We start from the raw sequence: 12,275 nt of genomic DNA on the forward strand, positions 1-12,275 counted from the left end.
ATTTCTTGGCAATTCCTTTATGTGAATGATATGAAGAGAATTTTGATTATAGAGGATGAGAAACCATTGGCTCGAGCGTTGGAATTAAAGTTGGCGCATGTAGGATTTGAAACAAAAAGTGCTGTCAATGGAGAGGAAGGCTTGGCAATTTTGCAAGAGGAATCATTTGACCTTGTTCTGACCGACCTTGTTATGCCGAAAGTTGATGGATTTTCTGTATTGACCACTTTGCGGGAGTGGAATAATGCGACGCCAGTTATTGTGTTGACAAATCTGAGTCAGTTTGAGGATGAATCACGTGCTCGAGCACTTGGAGCGGCAGGATTTTTCGTGAAATCAGATATATCGGTTGCTGAAATTGTTGAGCATATAAAGCATGTGTTCGATACATCTTCGAATGCCACCTGAGATAAAATTAATCTGAGAGCTTCTTGGAGAATGCAGAATAGATGGGGGCGTTTTTCGTTCAAAATTTTGGAATTTCGTGGCGAAAGAGAATTTGTAGGTGTGTTCTAGCGACTCAAAAGAAGGGCAAATATAAAAACACCATATTTTATGGATATCAGTGCAGAAGAAATCAAAAGAATTCTTCTTGAGGGAAGCTATGTGACGCAGGACGACATTCGGAAGACGGAAGTGGCGGCAAGGGCTCGTAGCGTCTCGTTCACACAACTTCTTCTTGAAGATGGTTTGATGAGTAAAGATCTCTTAGGGCAGGCAATTGCCGAGTCGCTTGGTGTGCCGTATTCCGATTTGAATTCAACGTCCATATCGCCTCAGCAAGTACGGAGAATTCCAGAAGAAATAGCAAAACAATACCACGCAGTAGTTTTTTTGGAGAGTGAAGCTACAGTAATTATTGCAACTGATGCGCCGAAAGACCCCGCGTTATTGATCTCGATTTCGCCGATTTTCGTAGGAAAATCTATTTCAATGACGTATTCTCTTTTGGAGGATATCGAGCCACTATTTGTTCACTATAAGACGTCTCTTGAAATGCGCTTTTCGAAAATCATCGAGAAAAATGATCGTGTTGCCACCGGTTTTTTGGAAGAAATATTTGAGGATGCATTGGTGCTTCGGGCATCTGATATTCATTTCGAACCACATGAAGATGGTACTGTAATTCGGTTTCGTATTGATGGTGTACTGCAAAATGTCGGCAACATTCCAAAGGAATACTATGATACGCTTCTCAATCGAATCAAGGTGAAGAGTAGTTTGCGTATTGATGAGCATTTTTCAGCGCAAGACGGGTCACTACGGCATGAGAAAGATGGGAAGGTTGTCGATATGCGGACATCGATTATTCCAACCGTGGAAGGGGAAAAAATTGTATTACGCGTGCTTTCTGCGTATATTGAAGGACTGTCATTGTCCGATATCGGACTTTCTTCGGAGAATCAGGAACTCTTACAAATTTCGGCTAATAAGCCGTTTGGAATGATTTTGGTTGCAGGTCCAACTGGGAGCGGAAAAACAACGACGCTGTATTCGCTCATCAAACTGCTCAACAACACTGACATAAATATTACGACCATTGAAGATCCAGTTGAATACAAGGTCCGTGGCGTTAATCAGATTCAGGTGAATCTGCAGACCCATTTGACCTTTGTTAAGGGTTTGCGATCAATTGTTCGTCAGGACCCCGATGTTATTTTGGTTGGTGAAATACGTGATCGAGAGACAGCAGAGATTGCTGTGAATGCAGCGCTCACGGGGCACCTTCTTCTTTCGACCTTTCATGCTAATGACGCCGCGACAGCACTTCCTCGTTTATTTGATATGGGTATTGAACCTTTTCTCTTAGCTTCGACACTCGATGTTGTCATCGCACAGCGTCTTGTGCGAAAAATATGTGATGCCTGTCGTCTGGGTGTTGCCAAAAGTCCAAAAGATATTGTTGTAACACAGCTTCACTCGATAGAGCCGTATTTTCACGAGGAATCCATGACATTCTATGAAGGAAAAGGATGCGCAATGTGTAGTGGTACGGGGTACAAGGGGCGAACTGCGCTTTTCGAATATATTCGCGTTACGCCGGCAATGCAGGCGCTTATCGTGAAGAAACCCTCAACACAGGAAATATGGAAACTCGCGAGAACCGAAGGATCAGTATCGCTTTTTGAGGATGGTGTCTTAAAAGTAAAAAACGGTATTACAACAATTGAGGAATTGCTTCGCGTTGCCGAGCCTCCAGCTGTGTAGGTTTTGCAAAAATGCAAAATTTTGCGTCTTCACAGGATAGAGCAGGTACGGAATTTATATGAAGAACACAAAAAAAATCCAAAATCCTTTCGCGACAGTCGGATTGGGGAAAGAATTGGATTATCTTATCGAAAATCTAAGCATGCTCATTGCGGCGGGCATGCCGGTTGTAAGTGCGCTCGATTCTATTACTGAAGAAATGCGGTCACGTCGGATGAAGCGAGCATTGGCTGCGATGCGAGCGAATGTCGAAGGCGGTTCGTCACTTTGGGTAGCATTGGAGAAAAGCGGGTTCTTTCGGGAACATGTCATATCGCTTATTCGAATTGGTGAAGAGTCTGGCAGACTTGTTGAGAATCTCAAGGTTGTTTCTCTTGAGGAAGAGAAAGACCGCCTCTTTCGTTCAAAACTTCGTTCTGCTTTGGCTTATCCAATTTTTGTGCTCGTAGTGACGGCAGTTGTTGGCATTGGTATCGCATGGTTTATTTTGCCGAAACTCGCTCTTGTCTTTTCGCAACTCAAAATTACCCTTCCGTGGATTACGAAAGTCTTGATTAGCGCCGGTGTGTTTTTGAATGCCTCTGGATGGAAAGTTCTCCCATCCGCAGCATTGTTTTTCACTGCACTGTTTTATTTCGTATTCTTCTTTTCAAAAACAAAGGTTGTCGGGCAGTATATTCTTCTGGTCATTCCTGGAGTGAGACAACTCGTGAAAGAGGTGGAGACAGCGAGATTTGGTTATCTCCTGGGGACATTGCTTTCGGCAGGAGTGCCGGTAACGAAATCGCTTGATTCTTTGGTAAATGCTACTGATTCGGTTCCATATCGGAAGCTATTTATGCATCTTCGCGATTCAGTCGAAGAGGGGAATTCTTTTCAGAAGAGCTTTTCCTCGCTTCGTCGTGGCAATCATCGTATTTCTCGACCAATACAGCAGCTTATCGCTGCCGCTGAACAATCCGGAAATCTTCCGGAGACGTTTTTAAAAATTGGATCAATCTACGAAAGCAAAGCGGATGCAACGACGAAAAACCTTACGGTTATTTTGGAGCCGGTACTTTTGGTGCTGGTGTGGCTCGGGGTGGTAGGGGTGGCGCTTGCGGTTATATTGCCTATTTACAGTTTGGTTGGAGGTATCAATCAGGGGGAATCTTCTCCTGTACCTCCTTCGGCAGTTGAGGAAAATGCAATGGAGACACTTCCGAGTTCGATGAATGAGGTGGTGCCAGCCGAATCGTCTGAGCCAACGGAGAATGTTGAACCGAAAGATGCATTGAATGCTCCGTTGATGCTTCGTGTACAGAAAACCGGTGTCGGATATCTTAACGTGCGTGATGCTCCTTTGGTATCTGGCGCTCTGGTTGGTAAGATCTCGCCAGGGGATACCCTCATATATACTAAAGAACAGTCCGGTTGGTTCTCTGTTGTTCTGTCGAGTGGGAATGAAGGGTGGGTGTCTGGAAAATATGTGGAAACGATAAGTGAACAATTGCCATGAGGTCATCAGTACGAGCATTTACATTGCTCGAAGTATTGCTCTCCGTTGCAGCACTCGCCGTTATTGCTGGAATTTCCTTGCCGATATATCAGTCATTTCAGGTGCGGAACGATTTAGATATCGCTGCGACGACGGTGGCGCAGAGTTGTCGCCGAGCTACGGTACTTGCACAGGCATCTGATGGCGACACGAATTGGGGTGTTCATATTCAACCAGGAAGTATCGTGTTGTTTCGTGGAACAAGCTATGTTGCACGAAACGCGACGTTTGATGAAATTTTCGCCATGCCAACGAGTATTGTGTCGTCGGGTATGTCTGACGTTGTTTTTGCAAAATTCACGGGCATGCCAACGACAACTGGTACAACGACACTTACTTCTTCTACCAATGAAACTCGAACAATCACCATCAATGCCAAAGGAATGGTTAACTTCTGAAAAGAAACACGGATTTTCACTCGTGGAGGTGCTTCTCTCGGGTGCGGTTTTTTCGCTCCTTGTGACGGCATTAGTTGGTGCCTATCTCTATGGCGAAGAGGCAACAGTGCTTGCGGGCAATCGAACGCGAGCGGTGTTTTTTGCGGAGGAAGGGCTTGAGGCGACGCGCAATATTCGCGACTCGGATTTCATGAACCTTTCAGACGGTGTTCATGGACTTGCAATCTCAGGGGGACAATGGAATTTCTCCGGTTCTTCTGATGTGGATGGTATCTTTACGCGATCAGTGACGATTGCGCCAGTGAGTTCCAATCGAAAGAGTGTGACATCAACGGTCAGTTGGCAACAAAATGCAGAGCGAACGGGAACCGTGGCACTCTCTTCGTATCTCACTAATTGGATTGTATCCGGAATAGGAAATTGGGCGAGTCCGCTCGAGGAAGCGAGTGTTGACGCGTCGGGAAATGCCGACGGACTCAAAGTGCAGTATCAGGATAGTTTTGCCTATGTTGTGCGCAATGTCGGTACGGATAATTTTCTCGTATTCGATGTAAGCGATTCGGTGAACCCTTCGCTCGTTGGGTCACTTACGCTTGCTGGGAGGCCGAGTAATATTTCGATTGCGGGAAATTATGCCTATGTTTCTAGTTCCGATAATAATGAAGAGCTGCAGATTGTAGATATTTCGACGCCCGTATCGCCGAGTCTTGCGGGGAGCTATAATGCTCCCGGAAATGCCAATGTGATTGGTGTCTTTGCCAGCGGATTAACCGCATATATTGTGCGGGCGAATAGTTCGTCAGACGAATTTTTGATTATCAATGTCGCTTCCCCTACATCACCCTCCCTTGTTGGCTCGCTTAATCTTGGAGCAAATGGAAATGAAGTGGTTGTGTCTGGAAATGCTGCGTATATCGCTTCGAGCGATAATAGCGAGGAACTTAAAGTCGTGAATATATCGACACCTGCATCCCCATCGCAAATCGGCTCACTGAATCTCTCTGGAAATACCGACGCTATTACTATTGCCTTCACCGGTTCGACGGTATTGCTTGGACAAGGAGATAAACTTTTTACCGTGAATATTTCCACTCCAGCGAGTCCGGCCGTGCTCGGGTCAGTCGATCTTTCTGGTACGGTGAATGATATTGCGCTTGTGTTTGGTAATGCAAATACGTATGTATACACGGCGACCAGCAGAAATAGTGCGGAATTCCAAGTTGTTGACATTTCTTCACTTGCGTCGCCAATGCTTTTTGGATCGGTTGATGTTTCGGGTAACAATAATCTTTTTGGCATTGCCTACGATGAGACGATTGATCGCGCTTTCGGCGTCGGCACCTCCAATAGCGAAGAGTTCATTGTTCTTGCGCCACAATAATCTATGAGTAATTTCAGAAAAACACTGTCGAGTTCGTCCAGTTGCTTAGGATTTACGATTATCGAGCTTCTTCTTTATGTGGCAATCGCCTCAATTCTTCTTTTGGCGTCGTCACTTTTTCTTTCGGTACTTCTTGAATCCCGAGTGAAGAATCAAACGATAGCCGAAGTAGAAGGGCAAGGTGCTGCGGTGCTGCATATCCTGATGCAATCTGTTCGCAATGCAGAGAGTATCAATGTGCCGTCTCCTGGAACGAGTGCCTCGTCAGTGTCTCTTACTACAATAGTTTCGGGGAATAATCCAACCGTATTCGACCTTTCATCGGGGACATTTCGTATGAAAGAGGGTTCATCTTTAGCGACAGCACTTACGAATACGAGGGTTGTCGTTTCGAACCTGACCTTTACGAATCTATCTCGCTCGAGCACGCCGGGGACGGTGCGTATTCGGTTTACTGTTGCAGCGGTGAATACTTCGGGACGAAACGAGTATTCTTTCTCAAAAATATTCACAACATCGGCAACGCTGCGACAGCCGTGATTCTCTATCTTTGTAGAAATGCAATATCTCATGTCTCCATGGTTTTATCGCAAATTCAAAAATATGTTGGTAAAGAATCAATCCGGATATGTGACTCTCTTGAGCGTTCTTGTGGTTGGAGCGGTCGGCGTGGCGGTTTCGACGTCACTTCTTCTTTTGGGATTGGGGATTTCTCGGACAGGATTCTCTTTTCAGCAATTGTATCAAGCGAAAGCACTTTCCTCCGCCTGTACAGAGGAAGCGCTTCAGAAAGTGAGAAATGACACGTTGTTTTTCGGAAGCGGTTCACTGTCTCTCGGACAGGGAAACTGTGACTATACCGTAACGAATCAGGGCGGGCAAAACAGACTCGTGACAGTAACGGGCACCGTTGGCACGATTGTCCGAAGAACAAAAGTGATATTAAGCACTATTAATCCGAAAATAACTATAACCTCATGGCAGGAGATAAGCAGTTTTTAATTAATATGGTATACTAGCGTTGTTGTGTAATTGCGGAAGAATAATTTTTTTACGTGTCTTTTATGAGGGGTGTAATGGATTTTGTGTCGTTATCAAGGAGAAGACAAAAGGGTTTCACTTTACTTGAAATTCTCTTGGTCGTCGCAGCAATTGGTATTTTGGCAGGTATCGTTATTCTCGCGATAAATCCGTCGAAGCAGCTTGGTGATACGCGAAACGCTCAGCGACGTTCTGACGTGAATACGATTCTTAATGCAGTGTATCAATATGCGATTGATAATAATGGCACTTTGCCGGCATCTATAACGACAACGGCAACGGGTGTCTGCAAGACTGGAGGAACGTGTACGAGTCTTATTGATTTGGGTGTCCTTACCATAAACGAGAAGTACCTTGTTTCTCTACCGTATGATCCGACTGGATCGACAGCAAATAGCACGGGGTACAATATTGCCAAATCTGCCAATGGACGAGTGACAGTGTCAGCGCCAAGTGCAGAGCAGAGCGCAACTATCAGTGTCACGCGATAAATATAAAATATACATGTATGAAGAATAAAAAAGCATTCACGCTTATAGAAATCTTGCTAGTTGTTGCGGCAATCGCTATTTTGGCAGGTATCGTTATTCTTGCGATAAATCCGTCGAAGCAGCTTGGTGATACGCGAAACGCGGAGCGTCATGCGGATGTGACAACGATACTCAACGCGGTCTATCAGTACTCGCTGGATAATAATGGAGCTTTGCCAACTATTCCGTTGAATTCGACTTGTGACAATACTGCTGCTTATCAGATATGCAAAGCGGGTGCAACGGGAACATGTTCGGCTGGTGTTGATATCTCCGTCATTACAACCAATCAGAAGTATGTGACGAGCATTCCTCTCGATCCATCTGTTTCGTCAACAGATGGAACGGGATATTACATTGTGCGGAGTTCGAATAATCGAGTGACGGTCTGTGCGCCAAGCGCCGAGCAAGGAGCGACTATTAGTGTGACGCGGTAGTTTCATATTGCATGACATTGAGTATTCGAAGTACAGTGTTTTTAGGTTATCTTGTGCTTCTTCTTATGGGCACTGTTTTGGGATATTCCTTGTTATTGAGGTAAAGGTTTTGGTACACGCTCACAGTGAATCAGAGTAGGAATATGTATCTTAAGTCGTCTCTTTATCAAAGCATCATGGTAGCGTAGAGGTAAATTCTGATAAATTTCTCAATAACGTTTTGACTATCATTGTGGCAAGTATGGTGCTATGGTGTCACCTTTATCGGTAAAATTATTCTGTTGCGAGTATCTTCTCAAGTTGTTAAGTTGGTATTTCAACTCAAGTCAGCAATGCAGAAGATGCTAGGTGGGATATTTGAAATGCGAATGGATCTCTTGGCAAATGATGAGGTTAGAGAACTTTTGCGCACTTTCAATCATATGGCAGAGGAGCTTAAAGGAAATAGGATGGATATGGAAAAGAAAGTAACCAAGCGAACAGAGGAGTTTGAACGCATGAATCGCATTATGATGAATCGGGAGTCTAAGATGATTGAATTGAAAAGGAAGATACGAGAACTTGAGAAAAAAATATGGAAACACGCATGATGACGCTTGAGAGCATGTCAACGAAGGCGATAAATACAACCGAAGTGATATTGAGAACGTCTGAGCCATTTGTGTTCACTGCCGGACAGTATGTGACAGTGACGTTGCCTACGTTGTATCATCTTCAGGAGCGAGAGCAGTATCGAGAGTTTTCACTCATTTCTCCCCCAGAAGATACGCGGCGACTTGCTATTGTGTTTCGGAATTCTAATAGTCACTTCAAACAAGAGATTCTGCGGGAGCGGGAAGTTGGAAGGGATATTAAAGTGTCTATTGAAGGTCCGAAAGGAGTTTTCACTCTTCCTAAAGATATGAGTATTCCGATAGTATTTTTGGCAGGCGGTGTCGGTATTGCGCCGTTTCTGAGCATGATGCGGCATATTGCAAATGCGAAAATTTCGGCAAATATAACACTATTTTATTATAATCGCAATAAAGAAAGCGCGGCATACCTCGAAGAATTGAGAGGATGCAAACATCTTGTAAGCTTCATTCCTATTTTTGGGGATATTGCGCCGGAGCCGATAGAATCATATGTGAAGAAATATTCAGAACAAAGCTTGTGGTACCTGGCAGGTCCTCGCGGGATGGTCAGAGTGGCTCGGGAGATTTTGACGAAGCTTGCTATTGACGATCGATATATAAAATCTGAAGAATTCTCCGGTTATGAATGACATATTTCAATCACATATGAAGAGAGATCTTTCTTCTGAAGAATATGATGCATTGTTGATGGCTGTGAGCCAAGTGGCACTTGTATCGATTACTGATTCTCGAGGAACAATTGTTTATGCAAATGACGTATTTGTAAGTGTGTCAAAGTATTCGCATGAAGAATTAATCGGTCAGAACCATCGAATATTGAAGTCTGGAGATCAGCCTGATTCATTGTTTGAGGATCTTTGGAAGACAATTTCTTCTGGAAGGGTGTGGCGAGGAGAAATCAAGAATCGGGCAAAGGATGGGGTCTGCTATTGGGTGGACACGTCGATTGCGCCTATACTCAATGTTTCTGGTATGCCGGAGCAATACATCGCTGTTTACTTTCTTGTTACAGGAAGGAAAGATATCGAGGAGAATATTGTCAGACAGAGTGAGGAATTTGAGAAAGCGAAGCGAATCACGTTGAATATGCTTGAAGATGTTAAGGAAGAGCGAAATCGGGCAGAATCGCTTGCTTCTGATTTGAAGAAATTCAAAATTGCGCTTGATGGGACATTTGATCATGTTGTTATCACTGATCCGAATGGTATTGTTTTGTATGCAAATGCCGGATTGGAACGAATCACTGGATTTAGCAGGGAAGAAGTTCTCGGAAAGAAAGTGGGCACAAAGGAACTCTGGGGAGGAAATATGAGTCAGGAATTCTATGAGGAACTTTGGCGAACAATTAAGGTCGAGAAGAAGCCCTTTACAGGCGAAATTTCCAATACAAGGAAGGATGGAGTTGCGTATCAAGCGCTTTCAAGTATTTCGCCTATTGTGAGCAAGAACGGTGTCCTGGAATTTTTTGTCGGTATTGAGCGTGACATTACAAAAGAGAGAGAGATTGACAGCGCAAAGACAGAGTTTGTATCACTTGCCTCGCATCAGCTGCGAACACCACTCTCTGCTATAAACTGGTATACGGAAATGCTCCTTTCAGGAGATGCTGGTGCGCTCACTGATGTTCAGAGAGAATATCTCGAAGAGGTAAGTCATGGAAGTCATCGCATGGTGGAGCTTGTCAATGCTCTTCTCAATGTTTCAAGGATCGAATTGGGAACCTTTGCAGTTCAACCGGAACCAACGGATATTATAACTCTTGCTCAGGATGTTATTAAAGAACTCAAACCAAAAATTCTTGAGAAAAATTTTCATGTAGAAGAAAAATTTTCAGAGAATCTTCCAAAGATGAATGTCGATCCGAAATTGACGCGAATTGTGTTCCAAAATCTTTTGACAAACGCTGTAAAATATACACCTCCAGGGGGAACGATTTCCATCTCAGTTGCCATGAATCAAGATGGAAAGATATTTACGATTTCTGTTGCAGACACAGGATATGGAATTCCAAAAGAGGATTGGCCACGAATATTTACCAAGCTTTTTCGAGCGTCGAATATCTGCGAGAAAGAAACGGATGGCACTGGACTCGGACTCTATATTATAAAATCCATAATTGAACATTCTGATGGAACGGTGGCCTTCAAATCAGAAGAAGGAAAAGGAACGACCTTTACGATTACATTGCCCGTCTCTGGCATGCACCAGCAAGAGGGAAATAAGCAAATTGAGTGGAAAGAGCCCCTTTAATTTGAAGGATAATCTTTGTGGATATTATTATGATATCGGTAGAGAAAAAAATTCTCATTGTTGAAGATGATGACTCTTTGAGGAGAGCAGTCGTTGAGAAACTCTCTCGCGAAGGATTTATTGCACTGCAGGCAAACAATGGTCTTGCTGGTCTCGAATGTGCGTTTCAGGAACACCCCGACTTAATATTGCTCGATGTAATTATGCCGAAAATGGATGGACTAACTATGCTCTCCCGATTGCGCGAGGATGTTTGGGGGAAGAGCGCGCAAGTGATTATGCTCACTAATGTGAGTGATGGGGAGAGTGTGTTGGAATCTTTGAATCAAGCGGCGTTTGATTATCTTGTGAAATCGGATTGGAAGCTTGAGGATGTTGTCAAGAAGATTCGCGAGCGCCTTGAAAAGTAAGGGTGTACCATCCTTGAAAGATCGTTGTTTTTCGGCTATACTCCGCGTATGGCTACTGAAATATTCCGTATTAAGGGGGGAATGAAGCTCTCTGGTCAGATTGAAGTGCGCGGATCGAAAAACGCTGCTGCGCCCATCATTGCTGCCACCCTTCTTACGACAGAACCCTGTGTTCTCAATAATATCCCTCGTATTGAGGATGTCTTTCGTTTGCTTGAAATTATCGAGAGTATCGGGGCAAAGGTTGAATGGGTCAGTGAGCGGTCCATTCGGATTGAGGCGAAGGAGATATTTCCCGAGCGAATGTCACTTGATGAGGCACGTCGAGTGCGGATGTCGGTACTTCTTTTTGGCTCGCTTGCGGCGAGGTGCGATCGGTTTGATCTCGGGCATCCGGGTGGATGTGCCATTGGCGCCCGATCCATAGAGACGCACGTAGATGCCCTGGAAAAGTTGGGGATAAAAATTATCAAGCATGAGAAGCACTACGAAATAGATGCAACCGGACGAAGGGCAGGGAAGGTCATACAGAGAGAATTTTCTGTGACATCGACGGAAGATGTACTCATGCTTGCTGCAGCACTCCCTGGGAAAACCGTTATCAAAATTGCTGCTGCTGAACCGCATGTGGAGGATCTCGGAAAATTTCTTGTTGCAATGGGAGCAAAGATAGAGGGACTTGGATCGCATACTATTACGGTTGAAGGCAGTGAACTTCCATTGCATGGGGCGGAACATACCGTCATTCCAGATCCGATTGAAGCAACAACGTTCCTTGTTCTCGGTGCGGTGACAGAGAGCGAAATTTCTGTCGTACATGCTCGAGAAGAGCATCTCGAATCCGTACTGGAGAAAATGCGCGACTTTGGTGTTGATTTTCGTATTGATGCTGATCGAATAACAGTTTTGCCAACAAAACAACTTGCCTCTCCCGGAAAAATAAAATCGGAGCTCTATCCAGGCATTCCGACGGATGCACTGTCACTCTTCGCAGTCCTTGCTACGCGAGCCGATGGCGACACACTCATACATGAACACATGTATGAAGGGCGATTTAATTATATTTCCGAGTTTGAAAAGATGCGTATTCGAGCGACTATTCTCAATCCTCATCAGGCAGTGATTCATGGTCCGGCTCGTTTGCGAGGGACAACGATAAAGAGCTTCGATCTTCGTGCTGGTGCGGCGCTCATCATTGCAGCTCTTGCTGCTGAGGGTACGACGACGATTGAGGATATCTATCAAGTCGATCGCGGTTATGAACGCATCGAAGAACGCTTGCAAAAGATAGGCGCGAAGATAGAACGAGTGAAATTATAATGCCGACGTACTTTTGCACCTCTACTGTTTTGGAAATTGTCTCGACTTCGAAAAGAAATTTTTCTCACGTATCTCACGAATGCTGAACTCCTGTTCGAATAATTTCTTTTCGAAGTCTCGGCGCACAC

General features: G+C 44.5%; 14 protein-coding genes. All 14 read left to right on the forward strand.

The window, feature by feature from the left end; translation table 11 throughout:
* Positions 1-30: 30 nt before the first annotated feature.
* The 14 genes from IPJ67_00645 (at position 31) to murA (ending at position 12,147) form a co-directional block, all read left to right on the forward strand.
* The gene (locus tag IPJ67_00645) at positions 31-408 is read left to right on the forward strand and encodes a response regulator (GenBank protein QQR77645.1); all 378 of its coding nucleotides are present in this window, start codon (positions 31-33) and stop codon (positions 406-408) included.
* A 147-nt stretch (positions 409-555) separates the two neighbouring features.
* The gene (gene tadA, locus IPJ67_00650; protein QQR77646.1) at positions 556-2,208 is read left to right on the forward strand and encodes a Flp pilus assembly complex ATPase component TadA; all 1,653 of its coding nucleotides are present in this window, start codon (positions 556-558) and stop codon (positions 2,206-2,208) included.
* A gap of 58 nt (positions 2,209-2,266) precedes the next feature.
* Positions 2,267-3,706 (forward strand): type II secretion system F family protein, encoded by a 1,440-nt coding sequence (locus IPJ67_00655; GenBank protein QQR77647.1) that lies wholly within the window; start codon positions 2,267-2,269, stop codon positions 3,704-3,706.
* Positions 3,703-4,143, forward strand: a complete 441-nt coding sequence (locus IPJ67_00660) for a prepilin-type N-terminal cleavage/methylation domain-containing protein (protein QQR77648.1) — start codon at positions 3,703-3,705, stop codon at positions 4,141-4,143. The genes IPJ67_00655 and IPJ67_00660 overlap by 4 nt, the downstream gene beginning before the upstream one ends.
* A complete protein-coding gene (locus IPJ67_00665; GenBank protein ID QQR77649.1) occupies positions 4,094-5,524 on the forward strand; it encodes a hypothetical protein in 1,431 nt (476 codons plus the stop codon). The genes IPJ67_00660 and IPJ67_00665 overlap by 50 nt, the downstream gene beginning before the upstream one ends.
* A 3-nt stretch (positions 5,525-5,527) precedes the next feature.
* On the forward strand, positions 5,528-6,064 hold the full coding sequence (locus IPJ67_00670; protein QQR77650.1) for a prepilin-type N-terminal cleavage/methylation domain-containing protein: 537 nt from the start codon (positions 5,528-5,530) through the stop codon (positions 6,062-6,064).
* A gap of 30 nt (positions 6,065-6,094) precedes the next feature.
* The gene (locus tag IPJ67_00675) at positions 6,095-6,526 is read left to right on the forward strand and encodes a hypothetical protein (GenBank protein ID QQR77651.1); all 432 of its coding nucleotides are present in this window, start codon (positions 6,095-6,097) and stop codon (positions 6,524-6,526) included.
* Positions 6,527-6,600: 74 nt separating this feature from the next.
* Complete coding sequence (locus tag IPJ67_00680; protein ID QQR78021.1) at positions 6,601-7,056, forward strand: type II secretion system protein; 456 nt, start codon at positions 6,601-6,603, stop codon at positions 7,054-7,056.
* A 17-nt stretch (positions 7,057-7,073) separates the two neighbouring features.
* A complete protein-coding gene (locus IPJ67_00685) occupies positions 7,074-7,532 on the forward strand; it encodes a type II secretion system protein (protein ID QQR77652.1) in 459 nt (152 codons plus the stop codon).
* Positions 7,533-7,864: 332 nt separating this feature from the next.
* A complete protein-coding gene (locus IPJ67_00690; GenBank protein ID QQR77653.1) occupies positions 7,865-8,122 on the forward strand; it encodes a hypothetical protein in 258 nt (85 codons plus the stop codon).
* A complete protein-coding gene (locus IPJ67_00695; protein ID QQR77654.1) occupies positions 8,107-8,796 on the forward strand; it encodes an FAD-dependent oxidoreductase in 690 nt (229 codons plus the stop codon). Before IPJ67_00690 ends, IPJ67_00695 begins: the two co-directional genes overlap by 16 nt.
* Before the next feature lie 16 nt (positions 8,797-8,812).
* A complete protein-coding gene (locus IPJ67_00700) occupies positions 8,813-10,417 on the forward strand; it encodes a PAS domain-containing sensor histidine kinase (GenBank protein ID QQR77655.1) in 1,605 nt (534 codons plus the stop codon).
* Positions 10,418-10,434: 17 nt separating this feature from the next.
* The gene (locus IPJ67_00705) at positions 10,435-10,827 is read left to right on the forward strand and encodes a response regulator (protein ID QQR77656.1); all 393 of its coding nucleotides are present in this window, start codon (positions 10,435-10,437) and stop codon (positions 10,825-10,827) included.
* A gap of 48 nt (positions 10,828-10,875) precedes the next feature.
* Complete coding sequence (gene murA, locus IPJ67_00710) at positions 10,876-12,147, forward strand: UDP-N-acetylglucosamine 1-carboxyvinyltransferase (protein ID QQR77657.1); 1,272 nt, start codon at positions 10,876-10,878, stop codon at positions 12,145-12,147.
* Positions 12,148-12,275 lie beyond the last annotated feature (128 nt).

It is taken from the genome of Candidatus Moraniibacteriota bacterium (assembly GCA_016699385.1).
Lineage (GTDB): Bacteria > Patescibacteriota > Minisyncoccia > Moranbacterales > UBA1568.